Source organism: Stutzerimonas chloritidismutans (assembly GCF_020783375.1).
Classification (GTDB): domain Bacteria; phylum Pseudomonadota; class Gammaproteobacteria; order Pseudomonadales; family Pseudomonadaceae; genus Stutzerimonas; species Stutzerimonas kunmingensis.
Genome location: NZ_CP086067.1, coordinates 3,702,819 through 3,729,068, shown reverse-complemented (window position 1 = coordinate 3,729,068; position 26,250 = coordinate 3,702,819). Strand labels below are relative to the sequence as shown.

Below are 26,250 nucleotides of genomic sequence, written 5' to 3'. Positions count from 1 at the left end.
ATACGCACATGACTCTGCAACTTGGGCAACCCGATCTGTTGCGCCAAACCGCCTATCTCAACGGTGAGTGGTGCGAGGCCGACAGTGGTGCGCGCACTGAGATATTCAACCCGGCCACCGGTGAGCTGATCGGCGCCGTGCCAAACATGGGCCGCGGCGAAACCCGCCGGGCCATCGAAGCCGCCCAGGCGGCACAACCCGCCTGGCGCGCGCTGACTGCCAAGGAGCGCGCCGGGCGCCTGCGTCGCTGGTACGAACTGATGCTGGAGAACCAGGAAGACCTGGCGCGCATCATGACCGCCGAGCAGGGCAAACCACTGGCCGAGGCCCGGGGCGAGGTGGCTTATGCTGCTTCCTTTCTCGAGTGGTTCGCCGAGGAGGGCAAGCGCCTCTACGGCGATGTGATTCCTGCCCACGCCGGCGACAAGCGCATCCTGGTGCAGAAGGAGCCAGTCGGCGTCACCGCGGCGATCACGCCGTGGAATTTCCCCAGCGCAATGATCACCCGCAAGGCTGGGCCGGCGTTGGCCGCGGGCTGTGCCATGGTGCTCAAGCCGGCACCGCAGACACCGTTCTCGGCACTGGCGCTGGCCGCGCTGGCCGAGCGTGCGGGCATTCCGGCGGGACTGTTCAGCGTGATCACCGCCGATGCCGCCACGTCCCGTGAGGTGGGTGCCGAACTATGTGAGAACCCTATCGTGCGCAAGCTCTCGTTCACCGGCTCGACCGCGGTGGGAGTCAAGCTGATGCAGCAGTGCGCGCCGACGCTGAAGAAGCTCTCGCTGGAGCTGGGCGGCAACGCACCCTTCATCGTCTTCGACGACGCCGATCTGGATGCGGCGGTCGAGGGCGCGATGATCTCCAAGTACCGCAACGCCGGGCAGACCTGCGTCTGTGCCAACCGCATCTACGTACAGGACGGCATCTACGACGCCTTCGTCGACAAGCTTTCCGCTGCGGTGGCGCGGCTGAAGGTCGGCAACGGTGCGGAGGAGGGCGTGACCACCGGTCCGCTGATCGACGCCGCGGCAGTGGCCAAGGTGCAGCGCCATCTGCAGGACGCCCTCGACAAGGGCGCCACCCTGCTGGCCGGCGGCAAACCCCATGCACTGGGCGGCAACTTCTTCGAGCCGACGCTGGTGGGCGGCGTCACGTCCGAGATGGCCGTGGCGCGCGAGGAAACCTTCGGTCCGCTGGCGCCGCTGTTTCGCTTCCGCGACGAGGACGAGGTGATCCGCCAGGCCAACGACACCGAGTTCGGCCTCGCCGCCTATTTCTACGCCCGCGACCTGAGCCGGGTGTTCCGCGTCGCTGAGGCATTGGAGTACGGCATGGTCGGCATCAACACCGGGGTGATCTCCACCGAGGTGGCGCCGTTCGGCGGCATGAAGGCATCCGGCCTCGGCCGTGAAGGCTCGAAGTACGGCCTGGATGAATACGTGGAAATCAAATACCTGTGCCTGGGCGGCATCTGACGCCAGCGGCCTAAAACAGGCGTGCAAAATAATGCACGGAGTTTTACTGTAATCCGAACGCCCCGGATGGTGTGGCAGTCGATCATCGTATGCTGCCGCACCCGCTTCATGGCGTTCTTTCCGACCCGCGCCGACGATGAGCGGCTACCGAGGAGCTTATGAGCAAGACCAACGAATCCCTTATGCAACGCCGTGTCGCCGCCGTTCCCCGTGGCGTCGGCCAGATCCATCCGATATTTGCCGATCACGCGAAGAACAGCAGCGTGGTCGACGTCGAAGGCCGCGAGTTCATCGATTTCGCCGGTGGCATCGCCGTGCTGAATACCGGTCACCTGCACCCGAAAATCATCAAGGCGGTCGAGGACCAGCTGCACAAGCTGACCCACACCTGCTTCCAAGTGCTGGCCTACGAGCCCTACGTCGAGCTGTGCGAGAAGATCAACGCGCGGGTGCCGGGTGATTTCGCCAAGAAGACCCTGCTTGTCACTACCGGCTCCGAGGCGGTGGAAAACGCGGTGAAGATCGCCCGCGCCGCCACCGGGCGTGCCGGCGTGATCGCCTTCACCGGCGCCTACCATGGCCGCACCATGATGACCCTGGGGCTGACCGGCAAGGTCGCGCCGTACTCGGCTGGCATGGGCCTAATGCCGGGCGGCATCTTCCGCGCGCTGTACCCTTGCGCCATTCATGGCGTCAGCGTCGATGACTCGATCGCCAGCATCGAGCGCATCTTCAAGAACGACGCCGAGCCACGCGACATCGCGGCGATCATCATCGAGCCGGTGCAGGGCGAGGGCGGCTTCAACGTCGCGCCGAAGGATTTCATGGCTCGCCTGCGCGCACTGTGCGACGAGCACGGCATCCTGCTGATCGCCGACGAAGTGCAGACCGGCGCCGGGCGTACCGGCACCTTCTTCGCCATGGAACAGATGGGTGTGGTCGCCGACCTGACCACCTTCGCCAAGTCTGTTGGCGGTGGTTTCCCGATTGCCGGCGTGTGCGGCAAAGCCGAGATCATGGATGCCATTGCGCCCGGCGGGCTGGGCGGCACCTACGCCGGCAATCCGCTGTCCTGTGCAGCCGCGCTGGCGGTGTTGGAAGTCTTCGAGGAAGAGAAGCTGCTCGACCGCTGCAAGGCGGTAGCCGAGAGGCTGACCACGGGCCTCAAGGCAATCCAGACCAAGCACGAGGAGATTGGTGAGGTGCGCGGTTTGGGCGCGATGATCGCAATCGAGCTGTTCGAGGACGGCGATCATGCGCGACCGGCTGCCGCCCTGACCTCGCAGATCGTTGCCCGTGCGCGGGACAAGGGCCTGATCCTGCTGTCCTGCGGCACTTACTACAACGTGCTGCGCGTGCTGGTGCCGCTGACTGCCGAGGACGAACTGCTCGACCGTGGCCTGGCCATCATCGGTGAGTGCTTCGATGAGCTGACCTGATCCGACCTAGCGGCTCGCCGGCATCCGCAATGGATGTCAGGCGCGCCGCAACCCTGACCCTCGGGTACAATGCGCGGCATTCCGCCGTGCTACCCGAGGTCGTCATGCAGCCGTTCGCTATCGCCCCTTCGATTCTTTCCGCCAACTTCGCCCGTCTGGGTGAGGAAGTGGACAACGTGCTGGCCGCCGGCGCCGACATCGTCCATTTCGATGTGATGGACAACCACTACGTACCCAACCTGACCATCGGCCCCATGGTCTGCTCCGCGCTGCGCAAGCATGGCGTCACCGCGCCCATCGACGTGCATCTGATGGTCAAGCCGGTGGACCGCATGATTGGCGACTTCCTCGAAGCGGGCGCCAGCTACATCACCTTCCACCCGGAAGCCTCCGAGCACATCGACCGCTCGCTGCAGCTGATCAAGGACGGCGGCGCCAAGGCCGGTCTGGTGTTCAACCCGGCCACGCCGCTGGACGTGCTCAAGTACGTCATGGACAAGGTCGACATGGTCCTGCTGATGAGCGTCAACCCGGGCTTCGGTGGACAGAAGTTCATTCCCAACACCCTCGACAAGCTGCGCGAAGCGCGTGCGCTGATCGATGCCAGCGGCCGCGAGATTCGCCTCGAGATCGACGGCGGTGTGAATCCGAAGAACATCCGCGAAATCGCTGCGGCGGGCGCCGATACCTTCGTTGCCGGCTCGGCCATCTTCAACCAGCCGGATTACAAAGCCGTGATCGACCAGATGCGCGCCGAGCTGGCGCTGGCGCGTCCATGACCCGCCTGGAGCAACTGTTCGACGGCAAGTTGCCGCGGCTGGTGATGTTCGATCTGGACGGCACCCTGATGGATTCGGTACCCGACCTGGCCGCAGCGGTGGACAAGATGTTGATGCTGCTCGGTCGCGAGCCCGCCGGCATCGAGCGGGTACGTGACTGGGTCGGCAATGGTTCGCGGGTGCTGGTGCGTCGTGCATTGGCCGGTCAGCTGGAGCATGAAGGTGTAAGCGGCGAGTTGGCCGACGAGGCGCTGGCGCTGTTCATGCAGGCCTACTCCGGCGGCCACGAGCTGACGGCTGTCTATCCGGGCGTTCGCGAATGCCTGGATTGGCTGCGCGAGCGCGAGGTGAAGCTGGCGATCATCACAAACAAGCCGGCGCAGTTCATCGAACCGCTGCTGGAGGAGAAGGGGCTGGCCGGATACTTCCAGTGGCTGGTCGGCGGCGATACCTTGCCGCAGCAAAAGCCCGATCCGGCCGCGCTGTTCTGGGTGATGGACAACGCTGGCGTTGCGCCCGGCGAATCGCTGTTCGTGGGTGATTCGCGCAATGACGTGCGGGCTGCTAAGGCCGCGACAGTCCCGTGTGTCGCGCTTACCTACGGCTACAACCACGGCGAGCCCATCGCTGATGAGCATCCGGCTTTGGTGCTCGACGACCTGCGTGAGCTGGTTGCTTCGGCTCCGGGGCTGCGCTAGTGTGGCCGGACTCTTTTTGACCCACCGAAGAGATCAGCTCGTGGTGCTCACCCGCAGACAATGGATGAAAGTCATCAAGGCCCTGGCCCGTTGGCGCTGGCGCGCCTGACTTTTCCTGCCGGCCAGGCCGGCGCGTTTGCCGTTGTTCGTTCGAACCCTCCTCAGACCACGAGGCTGACATGACCCGCGAAGAATTCCTGCGTTTGGCCGCCGAAGGCCATAACCGCATCCCCCTGTCGTTCGAAACCCTTGCCGACTTCGACACCCCGTTGTCGCTATACCTGAAACTGGCCGATGCGCCGAACTCCTATCTGCTTGAATCCGTTCAGGGCGGCGAGAAGTGGGGGCGTTACTCAATCATCGGTCTGCCGTGCCGCACCGTGCTGCGCGTGCGGGATCACCGCATCAGCGTGACCACCGATGGCATCGAGACCGAGGCCTGTGAGGTCGAGGATCCGCTGGCCTTCGTCGAATCCTTCCAGCAGCGCTACCGCGTCGCGCCGGTCGAAGGTCTGCCGCGCTTCAACGGCGGGCTGGTCGGCTATTTCGGCTACGACAGCGTGCGCTATGTCGAGCGCAAACTTGGAAATTGCCCCAACCCGGATCCGCTGGGCACACCGGATATCCTGCTGATGGTTTCCGACGCCGTGGTGGTGTTCGACAACCTCGCCGGCAAGCTGCACTGCATCGTGCTGGTCGACCCGTCGCAGCCGGAAGCCTACGAGGCCGGTCAGGCTCGCCTGCACGCGTTGCGGGCGAAGCTGCGCCAGTCGATCACGCCGCGCCTGGGCCTAGATTTCGAAAAGAGCAATGGTGCCGAACCGACCTTCCGCTCCAGCTTCAGCCGCGAGGATTACGAGCAGGCGGTCAACCGCATCAAGGACTACATCCTCGCCGGCGACTGCATGCAGGTGGTGATTTCCCAGCGCATGTCGATCCCGTTCAAGGCCGCACCCATCGATCTGTACCGCGCGCTGCGTTGCTTCAACCCGACGCCCTACATGTACTTCTTCAACTTCGGTGACTTCCACGTGGTGGGGTCGTCGCCAGAAGTGCTGGTGCGGGTCGAGGAAGGTCTGGTCACGGTCCGCCCCATCGCCGGCACGCGTCCACGCGGTGCCAGCGAAGAAGCTGATCTGGCGTTGGAGCAGGACCTGCTCAGCGATGCCAAGGAGCTTGCCGAACACCTGATGCTGATCGACCTGGGCCGCAACGACGTCGGTCGTGTCGCCGAGACCGGCACGGTGCGGCTGACCGAGAAAATGGTCATCGAGCGCTATTCGAATGTCATGCACATCGTTTCCAACGTCACCGGCCAGCTCAAGGCGCCATTGACGGCGATGGATGCGCTGCGCGCGATCCTGCCGGCCGGCACGCTCTCAGGTGCACCGAAGATTCGCGCCATGGAAATCATCGACGAACTCGAGCCGGTCAAGCGTGGAGTGTACGGCGGCGCCGTCGGCTATCTCGCCTGGAACGGCAACATGGATACCGCTATCGCCATCCGTACCGCGGTGATCAAGGACGGCGAGCTGCATGTGCAGGCCGGTGCCGGCATCGTTGCCGACTCGCAGCCGGCACTCGAATGGGAAGAGACGCTGAACAAGCGCCGCGCCATGTTCCGCGCGGTGGCCCTCGCCGAGCGCGACGAGCAGGAGAACTGATCATGCTGCTGATGTTGGATAACTACGATTCCTTTACCTACAACGTCGTGCAGTACCTCGGCGAGCTTGGTGCCGACGTCAAGGTGGTGCGCAACGACGAACTGAGCGTGGCCGAGATCGAAGCGCTGAATCCGGAGCGTATCGTCGTCTCGCCGGGCCCGTGCACGCCGAACGAGGCCGGCGTGTCGCTGGAGCTGATTCGTTATTTCGCCGGCAAGTTGCCGATTCTCGGCGTTTGCCTCGGCCACCAGAGCATCGGTCAGGCCTTCGGTGGCGATGTGGTACGTGCTCGGCAGGCCATGCACGGCAAGACCAGCCCGGTGTTTCACCATGACCAGGGTGTGTTCGCCGGGCTCAATAATCCGCTGACCGTCACCCGTTACCACTCGCTGGTGGTCAAGCGCGAGACGTTGCCCGACTCCCTGGAAATCACCGCCTGGACCCAGCTGGACGATGGCTCGGTCGACGAGATCATGGGCTTGCGACACAAGACGCTGAATATAGAGGGTGTGCAGTTCCACCCCGAATCGATCCTCACCGAACAGGGCCATGAGCTGTTCGCGAATTTTCTGAAGCAGACCGGAGGCGTGCGCTGATGGATATCAAGGAAGCCCTCAACCGCATCGTCGGTCAGCTGGACCTGACCACCGAAGAGATGCAGGCGGTGATGCGTCAGATCATGACCGGGCAATGCACTGATGCGCAGGTCGGTGCGTTCCTCATGGGCATGCGCATGAAGAGCGAAACCATCGACGAGATCGTCGGCGCTGTGCAGGTCATGCGTGAGCTTGCCGCCCCGGTGCGTTTCGACACCGACAAGCTTGTCGACACCTGTGGCACCGGTGGCGACGGCATGAATATCTTCAACGTGTCCACTGCCGCCTCGTTCGTCGTTGCGGCCGCTGGCGGCAAGGTCGCCAAGCACGGTAACCGCGCAGTATCCGGCAAGAGCGGCAGCGCCGATCTGCTCGAGGCGGCCGGGGTCTTCCTCGACCTGACGCCCGAGCAGGTGGCGCGCAGTGTCGATACGGTCGGCGTCGGCTTCATGTTCGCCCCGGCCCATCATGGCGCCATGAAGCACGCGGCCGGCCCGCGCCGCGAACTCGGCCTACGTACGCTGTTCAATATCCTCGGCCCCATGGCCAACCCGGCCGGCGTCCGCCATCAGGTGCTTGGCGTGTTCAGCAAGGCATTGTGCCGGCCGATGGCCGAAGTGCTGGCGCGTCTGGGCAGCAAGCATGTGCTGGTGGTGCATGCGCAGGATGGGCTGGACGAGATCAGCCTCGCCGCGCCGACGCATGTTGCCGAGCTGAAGGATGGTGAGATCCTTGAATACAGCATTCAGCCCGAAGACTTCGGGATCAAGAGTCAGAGCCTGATCGGTCTGAACGTCGAGGATGCACAGGGTTCGCTGGCCTTGATCCGCGATGCGCTGGGGCGTCGGCAGAGCGAGAACGGGCAGAAGGCTGCCGACATGATCGTGCTCAACGCTGGCGCTGCGCTTTACGCAGCCGATCTGGCGAGCAGCCTGAAGCAGGGTGTCGAGATGGCGCATGATGCCCTCAGCACCGGGTTGGCGCGTGACAAGCTGGAGGAGCTGGTTTCCTTCACCGCGGTATTCAAGCAGGAGAATCAAAAGTGAGCGTGCCGACCGTTCTGGAGAAGATCATCGCCCGCAAGTTCGAGGAGGTTGCGCAGCGCAGTCGCCAGGTCGGGCTGGGTGAGCTGGAGCAGCGTGCCGCAGCTGCCGATCCGGTGCGTGGCTTCGCGGCCGCGCTTGAGCGCCGGGTGCGCAGCAAGGAGCCTGCGGTTATCGCTGAGGTGAAGAAGGCATCGCCGAGCAAAGGAGTCATTCGCGATCCCTTCCTGCCCGCCGAGATCGCCGCCAGCTACGAGACCGGGGGCGCTGCTTGCCTGTCGGTGTTGACCGACATCGATTTCTTTCAGGGCGCCGATGAATATCTGCAGCAGGCGCGGGCGGCTTGCTCGCTGCCGGTTATCCGCAAGGATTTCATGATCGACCCGTATCAGGTGATCGAAGCGCGCGCGCTTGGCGCCGACTGCATTCTGCTGATCGTCGCGGCACTGGACGATGCGCGTATGCACGAGCTGGCAGCGGTGGCCAAGCAGCAGGGGCTGGACGTGCTGGTAGAGGTGCACGACGCTGCCGAACTCGAACGTGCGCTGCGTCTGGAAACGCCGCTGGTGGGCATCAACAACCGCAACCTGCATACCTTCGAGGTCAATCTGGAAACCACGCTGGATCTGCTGCCGCGGATTCCAAAGGATCGGCTGGTGGTGACCGAGAGCGGGATCTTCAATCGTGCCGATGTCGAGCTGATGGAAATAAACCAGGTCTACGCATTCCTGGTGGGCGAGGCGTTCATGCGCGCCGAGCAACCTGGCGTAGAGCTGCAGCGCCTGTTCTATCCCGATCGTTCGCGCGGCCGTGCGGCCCCTGTCGCTGCCGATCCGGAGTGACCGCCTGCCCGCGCATTGCGCGCTGGCAGGTAGCGGTCTGAAGGATCAGCGAGTGCCGAATACCACCATGGTCTTGCCTTTGACATAGACGAGACCCTGGGCTTCCAGGCTCTTGAGCACCCGACCGACCATCTCGCGGGAGCAACCGACGATACGGCCGATTTCCTGGCGGGTGATCTTGATCTGCATGCCGTCCGGATGAGTCATGGCGTCGGGCTGCTTGCACAGGTCGAGCAAGGTACGCGCGACACGGCCGGTAACGTCGAGGAAGGCCAGGTCGCCGACCTTGCGTGTGGTGTTGCGCAGACGCTCGGCCATCTGACTGCCGAGGGCATAGAGGATGTCCGGATCCTGCTGGGTCAGCTCGCGAAACTTCGCATAGCTCAGTTCGGCAACTTCGCATTCGGTCTTTGCGCGGACCCAGGCGCTGCGTTCCTTTTCCGTTCCTTCCTTCTCGAAAAGCCCCATCTCTCCGAAAAAGTCGCCTGCATTCAAATAGGCGATGATCATCTCGCGACCGTCGTCATCCTCGATAAGAATGGTGACCGAGCCTTTGACGATGAAAAAAAGCGACTCGCAACGGTCGCCTGCGTAAATGATCGTGCTCTTCGCCGTGTACCGCCGTCTATGGCAATGGGCGAGCAACTTGTCGATATTCTTTATCTTGGGCGTAAGAGAGATAGCTACCATGCTGTGGGTCCCGGATAAGTATTCAATAAAGACTGATTATTGTTATATGTGGCTGTCATTCAGCTTTCGTGAGCTTAACAGACCAAGGCGGAGCAGTTGCAAAGTTGCGACAGGCGAAACGTGTGGGTCAACGCACCTTTAGTCGCGTATGTGACGCTGTCGATTTAAAGGCCCATGCTAAGCTAGCCGCCCTGTTTTTATTGGAGCTGGCGATGAAAGCGCGCATTCAATGGGTCGACGGTGCGATGTTCCTTGGCGAGTCCGGCAGCGGACATGTCGTGGTGATGGATGGCCCGCCCGAGAACGGCGGACGTAACCTTGGCGTACGCCCCATGGAGATGCTGCTACTTGGCCTGGGTGGCTGCAGTAACTTCGATGTAGTGAGCATCCTGAAAAAGTCGCGGCAGGCTGTGGATAGTTGCGAAGTCTTCGTTGAGGCCGACCGTGCATCCGAAGACCCAAAGGTGTTTACCAAGATTCATCTGCGTTTCGTCGTCAAGGGGCGCTCGCTGAAGGAGGCCCAGGTCAAGCGCGCGGTCGAGCTTTCGGCGGAGAAGTACTGCTCGGCCTCAATCATGCTTGGTCGTGCCGGCGTCGAGATCAGCCATGCTTACGAGATTGTCGAGCTCGACTGACCGCTATCGGCTATCTCAATCGATGGGAGTGGGTCTGGTGACGCTTTCGAAAAGCCTCCCGCTCTATCATGCGCAGCCCCGATTGATTCGGGTGTCATTCATTCCATTGCAATAACGGCCGTCACCGGCGCGAAGAGGTGTTTACCGTCCTGCTCAGATGCTTCGGTGTCCGACGGGCATGAGCCCCGACAAGAGAATGTTTCCAATGGTGAAAAGCAAACTCAAGCTTCACGGGTTCAACAATCTGACCAAGACCTTGAGCTTCAACATCTACGACATCTGCTATGCCGAGACGTCTGAAGACCAGCAGGCATATGTGCAGTACATCGATGAAGAATACGACGCCGAGCGGCTTACACAGATTCTGACCGATGTTGTAGACATCATTGGTGCCAACATACTCAACATTGCCCGCCAGGATTACGAGCCGCAGGGCGCCAGCGTGACGATTCTGATCTCCGAACAACCGGTGACGCCAACTGACAGTCAGATCGAGGAGTCGCCTGGCCCGCTGCCCGAAACCATCCTTGCGCACCTCGACAAGAGCCACATCACCGTGCATACCTACCCGGAAATACATCCGGTGGACGGCATTGCCACGTTCCGCGTCGATATCGATGTTTCAACCTGCGGCGTTATCTCGCCGCTGAAGGCGCTCAACTATCTGATCCACCAGTTCGATTCGGATATCGTCACCGTGGATTATCGCGTGCGCGGTTTTACCCGCGATGTCGAGGGCAAGAAGCACTTCATTGATCACGAGATCAACTCTATCCAGAACTACCTGTCTGATGACACGCGCTCGGTCTATCAGATGACCGATGTGAATGTGTACCAGGAAAATCTGTTCCACACCAAGATGCTGCTCAAGGACTTCGAGCTGGAGAATTATCTGTTTGGCGATGCGACCAGCAATCTTTCTCCGGAGCAGCGCAAGCAGGTCGAGAAGCGGTTGCGTCACGAGATGCTGGAAATTTTCTACGCGCGCAACATGCCGCGTCATGCGTAGGCTTCAGCAGCATTGTCATTGATAAGGGCGCTTCGGCGCCCTTTTTCGTGGCAAACGTCAGATGCGATAAGTCGCCTTGGTCATGACCTTGGATACCAGGCTCATGCCGAATTTGACTGGGGCTGGAAATCGCAGGCCGCCGGCCTCGATGGCGGCGGTGGAGTGCTGCTGCTCGTCCTCGCGCATCTGCTCGAGAATGGCACGGGATTTGTCGTCGCTTGCCGGCAGCTGGCCAAGGTGTTCGTCCAGGTGCTTGCAGACCTGATCTTCAGTAGCCGCGACGAAGCCCAGGCTGATGCGATCGCTGATCAGACCGGCCGTGGCGCCAATCCCGAACGACAGCCCGTAGAAAAGCGGATTGAGCACGCTGGTGTGGCTGCCCAACTGGCGGATGCGTTGTTCACACCAGGCCAGATGGTCGATTTCCTCATCCGCCGCCTGTTCCATCGCCCGACGTACCTGCGGGAGGCGAGCCGTCAGGGCCTGGCCCTGGTACAGCGCTTGGGCGCAGACTTCGCCGGTGTGGTTGATGCGCATCAGGCCGGCAACGTGGCGGGTCTCGCTCTCGCTGAGTTCGGCCTCGTTCTTCAATACCGCCGGCGACGGGCGTGCTGGCTGGCCACTGAAAGGCAACAGCGTGCGCAGGGCCGAATCGGCCTGCATCAGCAAGCGGTCAGCTGGGGAGTAGTGGCGTTGGCTGGTCATATGTCCTCCGGAACAGGTTGGAGCCACGGGCAGTGGATGAGGCTGCAGTTTGGGCGCTTGGCTGTCAGCCTGGCGGCCAATGCATCTGCCGCTGACCGAGTACGTGCATGTGAATATGGTTGACCGTCTGCCCGCCTAGGTCGTTGCAGTTCATCACCACGCGAAAACCGTCCTGACACCCTTGCTCTGTGGCCAGGCGTTGCGCAGTCAAGAGGATATGCCCGGCGAGCGCCTTGTCGTGCTCCTCGTTCAGGTCGTGCAAGGTGGCGATATGTTTCTTCGGAATCACCAGAAAGTGCACCGGGGCCTGAGCCGCGATGTCGTGGAAGGCGATAACCTGATCGTCCTCGTAAAGCTTGCGTGCGGGAATTTCCCCGTCCACGATCTTGCAAAACAGACAATCCATGGCGGTTCTCCGGGAGAGCGTCGGTCGAACAGTGTATCAGGGCATATGAGCCGTGGTGAGGCTGTACAGGGAGGTGATGTGAAGAACGATATTCATGATCTGGGTTTGGTTCTGGATTCGAGAGTCCGACTGGTGCTGGTTGAGTCCTGGGACGAGCGCAGAGTGCTCGAGACGCTGACGGGGCTTGCCATGCGCCAAGGCTTGGGCTTCTACCTGTGGTCGGCGACCGAGGGGGTGCGCCATCTGTCCTTTGGCGGCGAGCTGCAGGGCGGCGAGGAAAGCTGCGCGCCGGACGTGGCGCTGAAACTGGTGAAGCACGATCCCCAGGCGAACCTGTACGTCTTCTGCGATCTGCATCCGTTTCTCGATGAGCCGAAGTTGGTGCGGCTGCTGAAGGACATTGCGATGAGTGAAGCGCCTGTGGCGCCGACCCTCGTGCTGGTGTCGCATGCGCTCAAGCTGCCGCCTGAAGTGCAACGCTACGCAGCACGCTTCAGCCTTTCGCTGCCGGCCGAGGAAGAGCTGCTTGCCATCGTCCGCGAGGAAGCCACCCGCTGGAGCGAGCGTAATCGCGGTGCTCGCGTTCGCACCGACAATCGCACGTTGCAGCAGGTGGTGAAGAATCTGCGCGGCCTGAGCCATGCAGAGGCGCGGGCGCTGGCACGCAATGTCATTTGTGATGACGGTGCGATCACCCAAGAGGATCTTCCCGAGCTCAATCGCAGCAAGTTTCAGCTGCTGGATCTCGATGGGGTACTCGGGTTCGAATACGAGACGGCCCGCTTCGCGGAGGTGGGTGGTCTGGCCAATTTCAAACGTTGGCTGGCGGACCGGCAGGGCGCGTTTCTGGATGGTCAGGGCGATGATCTACCGCGCGGCGTGATGCTGGTCGGGGTGCAAGGTGGCGGCAAGAGCCTCGCCGCTAAGGCGGTCGCCGGTCTGTGGGGGCTGCCGTTGCTGCGGTTGGATTTCGCCTGCTTGTACAACAAGTATTTCGGTGAAACCGAGCGTAACCTGCGTGAAGCGCTGACCCTCGCGGAACAGATGGCGCCTTGCGTTTTGTGGATGGACGAGATCGAAAAAGGTTTGGCGACTGGCGATATGGATGGCGGCGTAAGCCAGCGGGTACTGGGCACACTGCTGACGTGGATGGCCGAGCGTACCGCGCCGGTATTCATGGTGGCTACGGCAAACGCCATCGATCGGCTGCCTGCAGAGCTGCTGCGAAAGGGGCGATTCGACGAACTCTTCTTCGTGGATTTGCCAGATCTCGCGACGCGTGCGGAGATCTTCCGCATCCATCTCACGCGACGCGAACTGCAACCTGATGATATGGGGCTGATGGTACTGGCCGGGACGAGTGATGGTTTCTCCGGCGCCGAGATCGAGCAGGTGGTGGTCAGCGCGGTTTATGCCGGCCAGGCCCAGCAACGGGATGTCGATCAAGCGATGCTGCTCGACTGCATTCGTGCAACATCGCCGTTGTCGGTTGTCATGGCCGAGCGCCTCGATGCACTGCGGGAGTGGGCAAGGGGGCGCACGGTACAAGCCGATTGAGGGTCTGCTTCAGCAGCTAGAAGCCGGCTCCCTGACGCATTTCCACCAGCGCGGGGATGGTCAGCGCCGCCACTAGGCCGGAGATGATCAACAGCAGCCACAGCGCGGCGAGGATCTTCACCGACCGGCTGTTGGGCGGTGGTGGAGAACCATAGCGATTGACTTCCCGACTCCCCGGCATCAGCAGCATGACGAAGGGAAACAGGCTGCCCAGCACCGGGACCAGATTGAGCAGGATCAGCCAGCCGGACCAGCCGAAGTCATGCAGGCGCTGAACGCCGATCTGCACGCTGACCACGAGCATGCCGATGCCGATCAAGCCCATGCAGATGAGCCCCATCGTGCTGGAGATTGCCATCATGATCGCGGCGACACCGAACAAGCCCGTGGCCGCGAACATGATCACCAGTGACCACGCTAGATAACGCAGACGGCCAATCCGGCCAGTGACGGAAAAAGGCTTGAGGTCGCCATGTCGAGGCATTGCTTCGCTGACGTTTGCAGAGGGCGGGGCGTAAGGTGACACCGTTGCGCTGGCGCCCTGAGGTGCAGCACTCTCATGAAGCTGCGCCTGACGCGCCAGATACTTCTCGATGATGATGCCGCACGTACTGCACTCATTGGCCTGGCTTTGCGCGTGCCCGCATTTAGGACATGTCATGAGCGCGGCAGGTGGGTTGTCACCTTGGGCCGCCGCCAGTTCTTCATCCGTCTGCACTAGGCTCAGGGTGGGGCTGGTGTGCTCAGGCTCTTTGTATGCCCTGGCGCCAGCGCGGTGCAGCGCGCCGATGTACTTGTCGGCTTCCTGGCTGCTCAGTTTGCTTTTGATCACGGCCGCCTGGCCACTGAACAATCGCTCGACCTTGCTTGGGTCGGTCTTGAACAGGACGGCCAGGTTTGCCTTTACCGCCTCGAGCGGCATGTCGGGCATAAGTTCGCCAGTGAAGACGATTTTGAATTGAGCTTGTTGCATGTGGCGTCCGTGTCACAGGGATGGTTGCGGCAGATTAGAGGTGAGGAACAGCGGATACAACAACGTATGCTCCGGTTTCCGAGTCAGGTAACACAATGCTCGCGAACTCAACTGATCAGCTGTCGGCCAGCTCAGAAGGGCCTGACGACGACAAGGATCACGATGGCCAGCAGAAACAGGACCGGGACCTCATTGAACCAGCGATAGAACACGTGCCCGCGAATGTTCTCGTCACGAGCAAACCGCTTCAGTTGTGCGCCGCATACGTGGTGATAGCCGACCAATACAAGGACCAGCGCCAACTTGGCGTGAAGCCAGCCGCCTGTACCGAACAAACCGGGATTCAGAATGACCATCCATATGCCAAACACCAGCGTGGCGATCATGGAAGGAAGCATGATGCCGCGGTAAAGCTTACGCTCCATGATCTTGAAGCGCTCTCGACTGGGTTCATCCTCACTCATCGCGTGATAAACGAACAAGCGAGGAAGATAGAAAAGTCCGGCGAACCAGCAGACGACGGCGATGATGTGCAGTGCTTTGAGCCAAAGGTAGAGCATCTATGGAATCCTGCGGGGGCGAATGCGTCGATAGTAGTGGCTGCGTTCGCCCCCGTCACCCCGGCGGTTGGCCCGCGATCAAAGCAGCTTTATCATCGCGCTTTTACGTTTCCAGTTGAGGGCAGGTCATGATCAAGGTCGGTATCGTTGGCGGCACAGGCTATACGGGCGTCGAATTGCTGCGCCTGCTTGCTCAGCATCCGCAGGCCGAAGTGGCTGTCATCACCTCCCGCTCTGAGGATGGGGTGAAGGTCACCGACATGTACCCCAATCTGCGAGGCCACTACGACGACCTCGCTTTCAGTGTTCCGGACGCAGCAACATTGGGTGGATGCGACGTGGTGTTCTTCGCGACCCCTCATGGCGTCGCCCACGCACTTGCTGGCGAGTTGCTGGCAGCCGGAACCCGAGTCATTGATTTGTCCGCCGATTTCCGCCTGCAGGATGCCGAAGAGTGGGCGAAATGGTACGGGCAGGCTCACGGTGCGCCTGAACTGCTCGCTGAGGCCGTGTACGGACTGCCTGAGGTCAATCGCGAGCAGATCAGAAAGGCACGCCTGATTGCCGTTCCTGGCTGTTACCCGACCGCTACCCAGCTGGGCTTTCTACCGCTGCTTGAAAATGGTCTTGCTGATGCCTCGCGCTTGATTGCGGATTGCAAGTCGGGCGTCAGCGGTGCCGGGCGCGCAGCGAAGATCGGTTCCCTGTTCACCGAGGCTGGCGAAAGCATGATGGCGTATGCGGTCAAAGGGCACCGGCATCTGCCGGAGATCAGCCAAGGTCTGCGCCGAGCAGCGCAAGGTGACGTCGGGCTGACTTTTGTCCCGCACCTGACTCCGATGATCCGTGGTATCCACGCGACGCTGTACGCCACCGTTGCCGATACTTCCGTGGATCTGCAGCGCCTTTATGAGCGCCGCTATGCCAACGAGCCGTTCGTCGATGTGATGCCGGCCGGCAGTCATCCGGAGACACGTAGCGTGCGTGGCGCTAACGTTTGCCGCATTGCCGTACATCGTCCGCAGGACGGTGACCTGGTGGTCGTGCTGTCCGTGATCGACAACCTGGTGAAAGGCGCATCCGGCCAGGCGATCCAGAATATGAATATCCTGTTCGATCTGAATGAAAAACTGGGGCTTGGAAATGTGGCGCTCCTGCCATAAACCGGTTTTCACATCGAGGCGCTGAAGCTGGTCGAATAGTTGACCGGTTTTGTCAGGAAAGCCGATAATGCACCGTCAATGCAGTAGGGCGTTTCACGCCAGGAGAAACCAATGAGTGTCGAATCCTTCACGCCCACCGCCATCCAGTTCAGTCAGGGGGCGGCAAGCAAGGTGAAGAGCTTGGTCGATGAGGAAGGCAATCCGCGCTTGAAGCTGCGGGTCTTCGTCACTGGAGGCGGCTGCTCGGGTTTCCAGTACGGCTTTACTTTCGATGAAGATGTGGCCGACGACGATACGATCATCGAGCGAGAGGGCGTAAGTCTCGTGGTCGACCCCATGAGCTACCAGTACTTGGCTGGTGCAGAAGTGGACTACCAGGAAGGGCTGGAAGGCTCTCGTTTCGTGATCAAGAATCCAAACGCGACGACTACCTGTGGTTGCGGACAGTCGTTTTCTATCTGATGTCTGTGGCCTCGAAGCGCCGTGCACTGCACGGCGTTTCCGTTTCTGGCATCAAGCGGGATAGATGGCGCCAAGGATTCGAGAGCCCCGTGCGCCAGTGACCGCGGGACGATTTGCCGGGATGCCTTCCAGGCAGCAGTGGGCCAACCATGCAAATGCCATCGCCTCCACCCAGTCTGCCGGCACCCCTTCGCTGTCTGTGCTTTTGACCTCACAGGTCGGGGCTAGCACCTGTAACCTTCGCATCAGCGCAGCGTTATGCGCCCCACCACCGCAGACAAGCAATTCCTCAACGTTCAGCTGAGTGGCGATGAGTGACTCGGCTATGCTCCTCGCAGTAAGTTCGAGCAGCGTCGCCTGGACATCTGCAGGCTGCAGATCTTTCCGGTCGGCGAGAAGTCTATCCAGCCAGGCCAGGTTGAAAAGCTCGCGTCCGGTGCTTTTGGGGCCCTGAGTTTTGAAAAAACCTTCGTTGAGCATCAAGGTGAGTAAGTCCTCATCCATGATGCCGGTCGTCGCCCAATCGCCGTTGCGGTCGTATGCCAAGCACTTGTGGCGTTGAATCCAGGCGTCCATTAGGACGTTGCCGGGCCCACAATCGAAGCCATGAGTAGGGTTGCCTGGATACAGAATGCTGAGATTGCTGAATCCCCCAATGTTCAGAATCGCGCGGACTCGCTGGGAATTGCCAAAGATGGATTCGTGGAAAGCGGGCACGAGCGGTGCGCCATGTCCGCCGGCAGCAACGTCGCGTCGGCGAAAATCCCCAACCACGGTTATGCCGGTCAGTTCCGCCAATAGAGCGGGGTTGCCGATCTGAATCGTGAACCCGAGATGGGGTTCATGCCTGATAGTTTGACCGTGGCTGCCAATAGCGCGTATCGACTGCGGGGCAAGCTGCTGTTCGATGAGCAGCTGATCAACCGTTTCTGCTGCGAGCGTAGCCCACTGGTTCTCAGCAATAGCTGCGCGCTTCAGCTCGTCCCGCCCAGACGAGCACAGGGCGAGTAGATCTTGCTTTAGCTTGGCAGGCATTTCCTGGAAGCGGGTGGCTATCAGCCGAGTGCGGGTGGTCTGCTCGATGAGCGCGATGTCCAGGCCATCAAGACTGGTGCCGGACATCACCCCCAGATAAAGAGCCACGATTACTGCTGGTTGAGGGCTAGTACGGTGGCCTTCTCTTCGTCCATCCGTGCCATCAGAGGCTGGCTCAGTTGCATGAAGCGCTGCTTTTCGTTGCGAGCGATCGGATCTGCCATCGGTAGTTTCAGGCCTAGCGGATCGACATGAACGCCGTCGACCTGGAACTCATAATGCAGATGCGGGCCGGTGGAAAGGCCGGTTGTGCCGATGTAGCCAATGATCTGACCTTGCTTTACAGCGGATCCATTACGCACACCTTTGGCAAAACCTTGCATGTGCGCATACAGGGTGCGGTAGCGCTGGCCGTGCTGGATGATCACCGTGTTGCCATAGCCGCCCTTGCGCCCGGCAAGCAGTACTTTGCCGTCACCGGCGCTTTTGATCGGCGTCCCGTGCGGGGCTGCATAATCAACCCCTTTGTGCGCTCGGATCTTGTTCAGGATCGGATGTTTGCGACCATTGGAAAAGCGGGAGCTGATGCGTGCAAAGTCCACCGGCGTTCGGATGAATGCTTTGCGCATGCTGGTACCGTCAGCATTGTAATAGCTGGTGGCCCCATCCTTATTGGTGTAGCGAACGGCAGAATAGGTTTTGCCCCGATTGGTAAAGCGCGCCGCGAGGATATTGCCGGTACCGACGCGTTGCCCCTCTACGGTCTTCTCTTCATAAATAACTTCGAAGCTGTCGCCTTTGCGAATGTCGAGTGCAAAGTCGATGTCGTAGCCAAATACGTTGGCCAGATCCATAGTCAGGTTATGGCTGAGGCCCGCGCGCTTCGCGGCTAGAAACAGACTGCTATCAATCTCACCGCGAGCGTATACGGAGCTGATTTCGGGCTTGATCTGTTCTTTTTTGAATGAATAACCGTCAGGCGTCTTCTCTAGCGCGAGCGTTTCCAGACTATTGAGTTTGCTGCGTAGGCCGGCTAGCCCGCCTTGCTCGGTCAGTTGAAACTCAAGGGACTGGCCGATCTTCAAACGGGAAAACTGTTTGGCATCCTTGCTGCTCGACAGGACGGCATGCATGACGGATGGGGAAAGGCCTACTTTGGAAAATACTGTCGATAGCGTATCCCCATTGGCCACGACCACGGTCTTCGTCAGAGAGTCTGACTTTGGAGCAGGGGCCTGGGTGAACTCCTCTTCTTCCGGTAGCTCAGCATTTTTGGCCTCGGATGATGTGCCCGGCGTGGCAGTTGCAGCGAAGGGAGACTCGACCAGGCCTGGTTGGCTGTCGCCGGGCTCGACGACAATTTGTCCAGAGGAGGACTCGAGCTTCAGGTCAATGAAGGTCTTCTTCGCCTCGACTTCACGTGATGGGAATACAAGCAGCGCCAGGCTCAGCAGCGCAGCTACACCACTGGCAGCCAGAAGATGGCTCTTGGGGTAGTTCGGAGCTTTTGATTTGGAAGGCATCATTGGGCTTCTGGCATATTTTTGCACGGGAAATAACTGTCTAAAATATAAGCAAAGCGCATCGGAGGCAACCCTTGTGGCTGCTGAGCTGCTGGTCGGTACAAGCGCGCTGCTTGTAATCGGCCGTCGATCTTGTAAGGTTGTCGCCCTTTAATAATGGTACGGGGCTTGCCATGAAGTCGGTTGAAGAGCAACTGTCGGTGATCAAACGGGGTGCTGATGAGGTGCTCGTCGAATCGGAGCTGGTCACTAAGCTTGAGCGAGGCGAGCCGTTGCGCGTCAAAGCGGGATTCGACCCTACCGCTCCCGATCTTCATCTCGGGCATACCGTGCTCATTAATAAGATGCGCCAGCTTCAGGACTTGGGGCATCAGGTGATCTTCCTTATAGGGGATTTCACCGGAATGATTGGTGATCCAAGTGGCAAAAGCACCACACGGCCCCCGTTGACCAGGGAGCAGGTCCTCGAGAACGCCGAAACTTACAAGTCCCAGGTTTTTAAGATACTGGATCCCGGAAAGACCGAGGTGGCGTTCAATTCAACCTGGATGGACAAGCTGACTCCAGCCGACTTTATCCGTCTAGCTTCTCAATATACTGTCGCTCGTATGCTTGAACGTGATGACTTCAGTAAGCGCTACTCCACGAACCAGCCGATAGCCATCCATGAGTTCCTCTATCCGCTCGTCCAGGGGTATGACTCGGTTGCGTTGAGGGCTGACATAGAGCTCGGAGGGACTGACCAGAAATTCAACTTGCTTATGGGGCGTGAGCTTCAGCGGTCGTACGGTCAGGCCTCGCAGTGCGTAGTGACCATGCCGTTGCTTGAGGGGTTGGATGGCGTGAAGAAGATGTCCAAGTCCCTTGGCAATTACGTCGGGATCCAAGAAGCACCAGGCGTCATGTATAGCAAGTTGGTCTCGATCCCTGATTCGCTCATGTGGCGGTACTTCGAGCTGCTCAGCTTCCGGTCGCAGGGTGAGCTCGATGAGTTTCGTGCTGATGTCGAGCGGGGATCCAATCCCCGGGATATCAAGATCAAGTTGGCCGAGGAGATCGTTGCGCGTTTCCATGGGGACGAAGCGGCTGCGGCTGCGCATCGTTCTGCGGGTAATCGGATGAAGGAGGGTGAGCTTCCCGAAGACCTTCCGGAAATCGAACTGATCTCTGATCAGGACATGCCCATTGCGTCGGTCCTTAATAAGGCGGCGCTGGTCAAGAATGCAGCTGTCGCGCGGGACTTGCTGGGTTCTAGCGGTGTCCGTGTTGACGGGCAGGTAGTGGATCGTGGTTTCGTATTCAGGCTTGGCGCGACCCATATTTGTCAGGCTGGAAAGAAGTCGTTCGCGCGTATCTCCCTCAAGGCAGAATAAAACTGAAATAAACGGTTGACGTTGATTTTCAGGCTCCTATAATGCGCACCACTTCCGGTGCAGTCCTTAAGCAAAACCTCTTGTAAATCAAAAGGTTAGCGAAATAAAAGGGTTGCACGGATGGCGGATTCGAGTAGAATGCGCCGGGCTGGCAGGGTGGTAGTTGCATCCTGTTGGCGGCTTCGGTCGGGTTGATCGGAAGCGGTTGAAAGAGGTGGTTGACAGCGGTTTTGAACGCTGTATGATTCGCCTCCCGCTGACGAGAGACGCAAGTTGATCTGAAGCGCAAGCGGTTGAGAAGAAAGAAAAACTTCTTCAAAAACAGCTTGACAGGTAACAAGGCTGCTGTAGAATGCGCGGCCTCGGTTGAGACGAAAGACTTGATCGAAACGCTCTTTAACAACTGAATCAAGCAATTCGTGTGGGTGCTTGTGAATGTAAGACTGATGGTCAGATAGATTATCAGCATCACAAAGCAACACTCGTTTATTCGAGAGTTACTCTTTACTTGTAAAGAGATTTGCGATTGCTGAGCCAAGTTTAGGGTTTTCTCAAAACCCAAGCAGTATTGAACTGAAGAGTTTGATCATGGCTCAGATTGAACGCTGGCGGCAGGCCTAACACATGCAAGTCGAGCGGATGAAGAGAGCTTGCTCTCTGATTCAGCGGCGGACGGGTGAGTAATGCCTAGGAATCTGCCTGATAGTGGGGGACAACGTTTCGAAAGGAACGCTAATACCGCATACGTCCTACGGGAGAAAGCAGGGGACCTTCGGGCCTTGCGCTATCAGATGAGCCTAGGTCGGATTAGCTAGTTGGTGAGGTAATGGCTCACCAAGGCGACGATCCGTAACTGGTCTGAGAGGATGATCAGTCACACTGGAACTGAGACACGGTCCAGACTCCTACGGGAGGCAGCAGTGGGGAATATTGGACAATGGGCGAAAGCCTGATCCAGCCATGCCGCGTGTGTGAAGAAGGTCTTCGGATTGTAAAGCACTTTAAGTTGGGAGGAAGGGCATTAACCTAATACGTTAGTGTTTTGACGTTACCGACAGAATAAGCACCGGCTAACTTCGTGCCAGCAGCCGCGGTAATACGAAGGGTGCAAGCGTTAATCGGAATTACTGGGCGTAAAGCGCGCGTAGGTGGTTTGTTAAGTTGAATGTGAAAGCCCCGGGCTCAACCTGGGAACTGCATCCAAAACTGGCAAGCTAGAGTATGGCAGAGGGTGGTGGAATTTCCTGTGTAGCGGTGAAATGCGTAGATATAGGAAGGAACACCAGTGGCGAAGGCGACCACCTGGGCTAATACTGACACTGAGGTGCGAAAGCGTGGGGAGCAAACAGGATTAGATACCCTGGTAGTCCACGCCGTAAACGATGTCGACTAGCCGTTGGGATCCTTGAGATCTTAGTGGCGCAGCTAACGCATTAAGTCGACCGCCTGGGGAGTACGGCCGCAAGGTTAAAACTCAAATGAATTGACGGGGGCCCGCACAAGCGGTGGAGCATGTGGTTTAATTCGAAGCAACGCGAAGAACCTTACCAGGCCTTGACATGCAGAGAACTTTCCAGAGATGGATTGGTGCCTTCGGGAGCTCTGACACAGGTGCTGCATGGCTGTCGTCAGCTCGTGTCGTGAGATGTTGGGTTAAGTCCCGTAACGAGCGCAACCCTTGTCCTTAGTTACCAGCACGTTAAGGTGGGCACTCTAAGGAGACTGCCGGTGACAAACCGGAGGAAGGTGGGGATGACGTCAAGTCATCATGGCCCTTACGGCCTGGGCTACACACGTGCTACAATGGTCGGTACAAAGGGTTGCCAAGCCGCGAGGTGGAGCTAATCCCATAAAACCGATCGTAGTCCGGATCGCAGTCTGCAACTCGACTGCGTGAAGTCGGAATCGCTAGTAATCGTGAATCAGAATGTCACGGTGAATACGTTCCCGGGCCTTGTACACACCGCCCGTCACACCATGGGAGTGGGTTGCTCCAGAAGTAGCTAGTCTAACCTTCGGGGGGACGGTTACCACGGAGTGATTCATGACTGGGGTGAAGTCGTAACAAGGTAGCCGTAGGGGAACCTGCGGCTGGATCACCTCCTTAATCGAAGACTTCAGCTTCTTCATAAGCTCCCACACGAATTGCTTGATTCACTAGCGAAAAGCGATTGGGTTTCGACCCGAGAGAGACGATTGGGTCTGTAGCTCAGTTGGTTAGAGCGCACCCCTGATAAGGGTGAGGTCGGCAGTTCGAATCTGCCCAGACCCACCAATTGTCATGGGATGTGGCCGATCTGTAGATGGGGCCATAGCTCAGCTGGGAGAGCGCCTGCTTTGCACGCAGGAGGTCAGCGGTTCGATCCCGCTTGGCTCCACCATTAACTCGAAAATCGCTGAAAGCTCAGAAATGAGTGCTGCTTACGCATCCTGTGATGTGTGAGGGTATTGATTTCTGGTCTTTGCGCCAGAACTGTTCTTTAAAAATTTGGGTATGTGATAGAAGTAGATTTGAGTGGTCACTTTCACTGGTGATTATTCAAGTCAAGGTAAAATTTGCGTGTTCTCTATGCAAATTTTCGGCGAATGTCGTCTTCACGTTATAGACAGTAACCAGATTGCTTGGGGTTATATGGTCAAGTGAAGAAGCGCATACGGTGGATGCCTTGGCAGTCAGAGGCGATGAAAGACGTGGTAGCCTGCGAAAAGCTTCGGGGAGTCGGCAAACAGACTTTGATCCGGAGATGTCTGAATGGGGGAACCCAGCCATCATAAGATGGTTATCACACACTGAATACATAGGTGTGTGAGGCGAACCAGGGGAACTGAAACATCTAAGTACCCTGAGGAAAAGAAATCAACCGAGATTCCCTTAGTAGTGGCGAGCGAACGGGGATTAGCCCTTAAGCTTCTTTGATTTTAGCGGAACGCTCTGGAAAGTGCGGCCATAGTGGGTGATAGCCCTGTACGCGAAAAGGTCTTAGAAGTGAAATCGAGTAGGACGGAGCACGAGAAACTTTGTCTGAATATGGGGGGACCATCCTCCAAGGCTAAATACTACTGACTGACCGATAGTGAACCAGTACCGTGAGGGAAAGGCGAAAAGAACCCCGGAGAGGGGAGTGAAATAGAACCTGAAACCGTATGCGTACAAGCAGTGGGAGCCTACTTTGTTAGGTGACTGCGTACCTTTTGTATAATGGGTCAGCGACTTATTTTCAGTGGCGAGCTTAACCGAATAGGGGAGGCGTAGCGAAAGCGAGTCTTAATAGGGCGTCTAGTCGCTGGGAATAGACCCGAAACCGGGCGATCTATCCATGGGCAGGTTGAAGGTTAGGTAACACTGACTGGAGGACCGAACCGACTACCGTTGAAAAGTTAGCGGATGACCTGTGGATCGGAGTGAAAGGCTAATCAAGCTCGGAGATAGCTGGTTCTCCTCGAAAGCTATTTAGGTAGCGCCTCGTGTATCACTGCTGGGGGTAGAGCACTGTTTCGGCTAGGGGGTCATCCCGACTTACCAAACCGATGCAAACTCCGAATACCAGCAAGTGTCAGCACGGGAGACACACGGCGGGTGCTAACGTCCGTCGTGAAAAGGGAAACAACCCAGACCGTCAGCTAAGGTCCCAAAATCCTGGTTAAGTGGGAAACGATGTGGGAAGGCTTAGACAGCTAGGAGGTTGGCTTAGAAGCAGCCACCCTTTAAAGAAAGCGTAATAGCTCACTAGTCGAGTCGGCCTGCGCGGAAGATGTAACGGGGCTCAAACCAGGTACCGAAGCTACGGGTTCAACGCAAGTTGAGCGGTAGAGGAGCGTTCTGTAAGCCTGTGAAGGTCAGTTGAGAAGCTGGCTGGAGGTATCAGAAGTGCGAATGCTGACATGAGTAACGACAATGCGAGTGAAAAACTCGCACGCCGAAAGACCAAGGGTTCCTGCGCAACGTTAATCGACGCAGGGTGAGTCGGTCCCTAAGGCGAGGCTGAAGAGCGTAGTCGATGGGAAACGGGTTAATATTCCCGTACTTCTAGTTACTGCGATGGGGGGACGGAGAAGGCTAGGCCAGCAAGGCGTTGGTTGTCCTTGTTTAAGGTGGTAGGCAGAGATCTTAGGTAAATCCGGGATCTTAATGCCGAGAGCTGATGACGAGCTTTCTTTTAGAAAGCGAAGTGGTTGATGCCATGCTTCCAGGAAAAGCCTCTAAGCTTCAGGTAACTAGGAACCGTACCCCAAACCGACACAGGTGGTTGGGTAGAGAATACCAAGGCGCTTGAGAGAACTCGGGTGAAGGAACTAGGCAAAATGGCACCGTAACTTCGGGAGAAGGTGCGCCGGTGAGGGTGAAGTATTTACTACGTAAGCCCATGCCGGTCGAAGATACCAGGCCGCTGCGACTGTTTATTAAAAACACAGCACTCTGCAAACACGAAAGTGGACGTATAGGGTGTGACGCCTGCCCGGTGCCGGAAGGTTAATTGATGGGGTTAGCGCAAGCGAAGCTCTTGATCGAAGCCCCGGTAAACGGCGGCCGTAACTATAACGGTCCTAAGGTAGCGAAATTCCTTGTCGGGTAAGTTCCGACCTGCACGAATGGCGTAACGATGGCGGCGCTGTCTCCACCCGAGACTCAGTGAAATTGAAATCGCTGTGAAGATGCAGTGTATCCGCGGCTAGACGGAAAGACCCCGTGAACCTTTACTATAGCTTTGCACTGGACTTTGAATTTGCTTGTGTAGGATAGGTGGGAGGCTTTGAAGCGTGGACGCCAGTTCGCGTGGAGCCAACCTTGAAATACCACCCTGGCAACTTTGAGGTTCTAACTCTGGTCCGTTATCCGGATCGAGGACAGTGTATGGTGGGTAGTTTGACTGGGGCGGTCTCCTCCTAAAGAGTAACGGAGGAGTACGAAGGTGCGCTCAGACCGGTCGGAAATCGGTCGTAGAGTATAAAGGCAAAAGCGCGCTTGACTGCGAGACAGACACGTCGAGCAGGTACGAAAGTAGGTCTTAGTGATCCGGTGGTTCTGTATGGAAGGGCCATCGCTCAACGGATAAAAGGTACTCCGGGGATAACAGGCTGATACCGCCCAAGAGTTCATATCGACGGCGGTGTTTGGCACCTCGATGTCGGCTCATCACATCCTGGGGCTGAAGCCGGTCCCAAGGGTATGGCTGTTCGCCATTTAAAGTGGTACGCGAGCTGGGTTTAGAACGTCGTGAGACAGTTCGGTCCCTATCTGCCGTGGACGTTTGAGATTTGAGAGGGGCTGCTCCTAGTACGAGAGGACCGGAGTGGACGAACCTCTGGTGTTCCGGTTGTCACGCCAGTGGCATTGCCGGGTAGCTACGTTCGGAAGAGATAACCGCTGAAAGCATCTAAGCGGGAAACTTGCCTCAAGATGAGATCTCACTGGAGCCTTGAGCTCCCTGAAGGGCCGTCGAAGACTACGACGTTGATAGGTTGGGTGTGTAAGCGCTGTGAGGCGTTGAGCTAACCAATACTAATTGCCCGTGAGGCTTGACCATATAACACCCAAACAATTTGGCTGTTAGACGGAAAGTCGACAAACAGACCGAAAATCTGCACGAACACGCAATACCAATTCATCACATACCCGATTGGC

22 protein-coding genes, 2 tRNA genes and 2 rRNA genes are annotated in these 26,250 nt (G+C 58.5%); 18 read left to right on the top strand and 8 right to left on the bottom strand.

Annotated features, from left to right (window positions below):
- The first annotated feature begins 8 nt into the window (after positions 1 to 8).
- From gabD to trpC, 8 genes are all read left to right on the top strand, one after another.
- Positions 9 to 1,475: an NADP-dependent succinate-semialdehyde dehydrogenase gene (gene gabD, locus LLJ08_RS17520; RefSeq protein ID WP_228207560.1), complete on the top strand. Its 1,467-nt coding sequence runs from the start codon at positions 9 to 11 to the stop codon at positions 1,473 to 1,475.
- A 158-nt stretch (positions 1,476 to 1,633) separates the two neighbouring features.
- Complete coding sequence (gene gabT, locus LLJ08_RS17515; RefSeq protein ID WP_228207559.1) at positions 1,634 to 2,914, top strand: 4-aminobutyrate--2-oxoglutarate transaminase; 1,281 nt, start codon at positions 1,634 to 1,636, stop codon at positions 2,912 to 2,914.
- Between the two features lie 104 nt (positions 2,915 to 3,018).
- Entirely contained in the window at positions 3,019 to 3,693 is a 675-nt protein-coding gene (gene rpe, locus LLJ08_RS17510) for a ribulose-phosphate 3-epimerase (protein ID WP_015278319.1), read from the top strand.
- Entirely contained in the window at positions 3,690 to 4,391 is a 702-nt protein-coding gene (locus LLJ08_RS17505) for a phosphoglycolate phosphatase (protein WP_045666642.1), read from the top strand. The genes rpe and LLJ08_RS17505 overlap by 4 nt, the downstream gene beginning before the upstream one ends.
- Before the next feature lie 179 nt (positions 4,392 to 4,570).
- Positions 4,571 to 6,055 carry an anthranilate synthase component I gene (trpE, locus tag LLJ08_RS17500; RefSeq protein ID WP_228207558.1) on the top strand — a complete coding sequence of 495 codons (1,485 nt, stop codon included), beginning with the start codon at positions 4,571 to 4,573 and terminating at the stop codon, positions 6,053 to 6,055.
- 2 nt (positions 6,056 to 6,057) lie between these two features.
- Positions 6,058 to 6,651 (top strand): aminodeoxychorismate/anthranilate synthase component II, encoded by a 594-nt coding sequence (locus LLJ08_RS17495; RefSeq protein ID WP_102820736.1) that lies wholly within the window; start codon positions 6,058 to 6,060, stop codon positions 6,649 to 6,651.
- Positions 6,651 to 7,697 (top strand): anthranilate phosphoribosyltransferase, encoded by a 1,047-nt coding sequence (gene trpD, locus LLJ08_RS17490; RefSeq protein ID WP_014821658.1) that lies wholly within the window; start codon positions 6,651 to 6,653, stop codon positions 7,695 to 7,697. Before LLJ08_RS17495 ends, trpD begins: the two co-directional genes overlap by 1 nt.
- Complete coding sequence (trpC, locus tag LLJ08_RS17485; protein ID WP_125876909.1) at positions 7,694 to 8,536, top strand: indole-3-glycerol phosphate synthase TrpC; 843 nt, start codon at positions 7,694 to 7,696, stop codon at positions 8,534 to 8,536. Before trpD ends, trpC begins: the two co-directional genes overlap by 4 nt.
- A 45-nt stretch (positions 8,537 to 8,581) precedes the next feature.
- On the opposite strand, the gene crp is transcribed toward trpC, so the two are convergent.
- On the bottom strand, positions 8,582 to 9,226 hold the full coding sequence (gene crp, locus LLJ08_RS17480) for a cAMP-activated global transcriptional regulator CRP (protein WP_015278313.1): 645 nt from the start codon (positions 9,224 to 9,226) through the stop codon (positions 8,582 to 8,584).
- 212 nt (positions 9,227 to 9,438) lie between these two features.
- Between crp and LLJ08_RS17475 the strand changes: the two genes are divergently transcribed.
- Positions 9,439 to 9,861: an OsmC family protein gene (locus LLJ08_RS17475; RefSeq protein ID WP_014821655.1), complete on the top strand. Its 423-nt coding sequence runs from the start codon at positions 9,439 to 9,441 to the stop codon at positions 9,859 to 9,861.
- Positions 9,862 to 10,069: 208 nt separating this feature from the next.
- Complete coding sequence (gene speD, locus LLJ08_RS17470) at positions 10,070 to 10,870, top strand: adenosylmethionine decarboxylase (RefSeq protein ID WP_031297947.1); 801 nt, start codon at positions 10,070 to 10,072, stop codon at positions 10,868 to 10,870.
- Positions 10,871 to 10,927: 57 nt separating this feature from the next.
- On the opposite strand, the gene coq7 is transcribed toward speD, so the two are convergent.
- Both coq7 and LLJ08_RS17460 read right to left on the bottom strand, forming a co-directional pair.
- Positions 10,928 to 11,575, bottom strand: a complete 648-nt coding sequence (coq7, locus tag LLJ08_RS17465; protein WP_023445868.1) for a 2-polyprenyl-3-methyl-6-methoxy-1,4-benzoquinone monooxygenase — start codon at positions 11,573 to 11,575, stop codon at positions 10,928 to 10,930.
- A gap of 64 nt (positions 11,576 to 11,639) precedes the next feature.
- On the bottom strand, positions 11,640 to 11,981 hold the full coding sequence (locus tag LLJ08_RS17460) for a histidine triad nucleotide-binding protein (RefSeq protein ID WP_023445867.1): 342 nt from the start codon (positions 11,979 to 11,981) through the stop codon (positions 11,640 to 11,642).
- 78 nt (positions 11,982 to 12,059) lie between these two features.
- On the opposite strand from LLJ08_RS17460, the gene LLJ08_RS17455 reads away from it, so the two are divergent.
- Positions 12,060 to 13,538 carry an AAA family ATPase gene (locus tag LLJ08_RS17455; RefSeq protein ID WP_228207557.1) on the top strand — a complete coding sequence of 493 codons (1,479 nt, stop codon included), beginning with the start codon at positions 12,060 to 12,062 and terminating at the stop codon, positions 13,536 to 13,538.
- 16 nt (positions 13,539 to 13,554) lie between these two features.
- Here LLJ08_RS17455 and LLJ08_RS17450 read toward each other — a convergent pair whose 3' ends face one another.
- Together LLJ08_RS17450 and hemJ are read right to left on the bottom strand one after the other, a co-directional pair.
- A complete protein-coding gene (locus LLJ08_RS17450; RefSeq protein ID WP_228207556.1) occupies positions 13,555 to 14,511 on the bottom strand; it encodes a DUF805 domain-containing protein in 957 nt (318 codons plus the stop codon).
- A gap of 131 nt (positions 14,512 to 14,642) precedes the next feature.
- Positions 14,643 to 15,071 carry a protoporphyrinogen oxidase HemJ gene (gene hemJ, locus LLJ08_RS17445; RefSeq protein WP_014821649.1) on the bottom strand — a complete coding sequence of 143 codons (429 nt, stop codon included), beginning with the start codon at positions 15,069 to 15,071 and terminating at the stop codon, positions 14,643 to 14,645.
- Between the two features lie 128 nt (positions 15,072 to 15,199).
- On the opposite strand from hemJ, the gene argC reads away from it, so the two are divergent.
- Both argC and erpA read left to right on the top strand, forming a co-directional pair.
- Positions 15,200 to 16,234, top strand: a complete 1,035-nt coding sequence (argC, locus tag LLJ08_RS17440) for an N-acetyl-gamma-glutamyl-phosphate reductase (protein WP_041015127.1) — start codon at positions 15,200 to 15,202, stop codon at positions 16,232 to 16,234.
- Between the two features lie 111 nt (positions 16,235 to 16,345).
- On the top strand, positions 16,346 to 16,696 hold the full coding sequence (erpA, locus tag LLJ08_RS17435; protein ID WP_003285497.1) for an iron-sulfur cluster insertion protein ErpA: 351 nt from the start codon (positions 16,346 to 16,348) through the stop codon (positions 16,694 to 16,696).
- A gap of 51 nt (positions 16,697 to 16,747) precedes the next feature.
- Here the strand turns inward: erpA and LLJ08_RS17430 are convergent, their stop codons facing one another.
- On the bottom strand, positions 16,748 to 17,839 hold the full coding sequence (locus LLJ08_RS17430) for an anhydro-N-acetylmuramic acid kinase (RefSeq protein WP_228207555.1): 1,092 nt from the start codon (positions 17,837 to 17,839) through the stop codon (positions 16,748 to 16,750).
- Between the two features lie 2 nt (positions 17,840 to 17,841).
- Positions 17,842 to 19,257 carry a peptidoglycan DD-metalloendopeptidase family protein gene (locus tag LLJ08_RS17425; RefSeq protein ID WP_228207554.1) on the bottom strand — a complete coding sequence of 472 codons (1,416 nt, stop codon included), beginning with the start codon at positions 19,255 to 19,257 and terminating at the stop codon, positions 17,842 to 17,844.
- A gap of 170 nt (positions 19,258 to 19,427) precedes the next feature.
- On the opposite strand from LLJ08_RS17425, the gene tyrS reads away from it, so the two are divergent.
- Positions 19,428 to 20,627, top strand: coding sequence for a tyrosine--tRNA ligase (gene tyrS, locus LLJ08_RS17420; protein WP_228207553.1), 1,200 nt, complete (start codon positions 19,428 to 19,430; stop codon positions 20,625 to 20,627).
- 28 nt (positions 20,628 to 20,655) lie between these two features.
- Here the strand turns inward: tyrS and LLJ08_RS17415 are convergent, their stop codons facing one another.
- Positions 20,656 to 21,096, bottom strand: a complete 441-nt coding sequence (locus LLJ08_RS17415) for a hypothetical protein (protein ID WP_228208955.1) — start codon at positions 21,094 to 21,096, stop codon at positions 20,656 to 20,658.
- Positions 21,097 to 21,197: 101 nt separating this feature from the next.
- Here LLJ08_RS17415 and LLJ08_RS17410 point away from each other — a divergent pair.
- From LLJ08_RS17410 to LLJ08_RS17395, 4 genes are all read left to right on the top strand, one after another.
- Positions 21,198 to 22,734 (top strand): 16S ribosomal RNA (locus LLJ08_RS17410).
- Positions 22,735 to 22,825: 91 nt separating this feature from the next.
- Positions 22,826 to 22,902, top strand: a tRNA-Ile gene (locus LLJ08_RS17405).
- A 30-nt stretch (positions 22,903 to 22,932) separates the two neighbouring features.
- Positions 22,933 to 23,008 (top strand) — tRNA-Ala (locus LLJ08_RS17400).
- A 253-nt stretch (positions 23,009 to 23,261) separates the two neighbouring features.
- A 23S ribosomal RNA gene (locus LLJ08_RS17395) occupies positions 23,262 to 26,152 on the top strand.
- The 16S and 23S rRNA genes sit together here with 2 tRNA genes alongside, the layout of an rRNA operon.
- Positions 26,153 to 26,250: the final 98 nt, after the last annotated feature.

Excerpts from the sequence above, each read along its gene's own strand:
- trpE (WP_228207558.1), top strand. The coding sequence starts at position 4,571 with ATGACCCGCGAAGAATTCCTGCGTTTGGCCGCCGAAGGCCATAACCGC.
- LLJ08_RS17505 (WP_045666642.1), top strand. The coding sequence starts at position 3,690 with ATGACCCGCCTGGAGCAACTGTTCGACGGCAAGTTGCCGCGGCTGGTG.
- gabT (WP_228207559.1), top strand. The coding sequence starts at position 1,634 with ATGAGCAAGACCAACGAATCCCTTATGCAACGCCGTGTCGCCGCCGTT.
- LLJ08_RS17415 (WP_228208955.1), bottom strand. The coding sequence starts at position 21,096 with ATGCTGATAATCTATCTGACCATCAGTCTTACATTCACAAGCACCCAC.
- LLJ08_RS17450 (WP_228207556.1), bottom strand. The coding sequence starts at position 14,511 with ATGCAACAAGCTCAATTCAAAATCGTCTTCACTGGCGAACTTATGCCC.
- coq7 (WP_023445868.1), bottom strand. The coding sequence starts at position 11,575 with ATGACCAGCCAACGCCACTACTCCCCAGCTGACCGCTTGCTGATGCAG.
- gabD (WP_228207560.1), top strand. The coding sequence starts at position 9 with ATGACTCTGCAACTTGGGCAACCCGATCTGTTGCGCCAAACCGCCTAT.
- trpD (WP_014821658.1), top strand. The coding sequence starts at position 6,651 with ATGGATATCAAGGAAGCCCTCAACCGCATCGTCGGTCAGCTGGACCTG.
- LLJ08_RS17495 (WP_102820736.1), top strand. The coding sequence starts at position 6,058 with ATGCTGCTGATGTTGGATAACTACGATTCCTTTACCTACAACGTCGTG.
- LLJ08_RS17475 (WP_014821655.1), top strand. The coding sequence starts at position 9,439 with ATGAAAGCGCGCATTCAATGGGTCGACGGTGCGATGTTCCTTGGCGAG.
- LLJ08_RS17425 (WP_228207554.1), bottom strand. The coding sequence starts at position 19,257 with ATGATGCCTTCCAAATCAAAAGCTCCGAACTACCCCAAGAGCCATCTT.
- erpA (WP_003285497.1), top strand. The coding sequence starts at position 16,346 with ATGAGTGTCGAATCCTTCACGCCCACCGCCATCCAGTTCAGTCAGGGG.
- hemJ (WP_014821649.1), bottom strand. The coding sequence starts at position 15,071 with ATGCTCTACCTTTGGCTCAAAGCACTGCACATCATCGCCGTCGTCTGC.
- crp (WP_015278313.1), bottom strand. The coding sequence starts at position 9,226 with ATGGTAGCTATCTCTCTTACGCCCAAGATAAAGAATATCGACAAGTTG.
- LLJ08_RS17460 (WP_023445867.1), bottom strand. The coding sequence starts at position 11,981 with ATGGATTGTCTGTTTTGCAAGATCGTGGACGGGGAAATTCCCGCACGC.
- rpe (WP_015278319.1), top strand. The coding sequence starts at position 3,019 with ATGCAGCCGTTCGCTATCGCCCCTTCGATTCTTTCCGCCAACTTCGCC.
- argC (WP_041015127.1), top strand. The coding sequence starts at position 15,200 with ATGATCAAGGTCGGTATCGTTGGCGGCACAGGCTATACGGGCGTCGAA.
- tyrS (WP_228207553.1), top strand. The coding sequence starts at position 19,428 with ATGAAGTCGGTTGAAGAGCAACTGTCGGTGATCAAACGGGGTGCTGAT.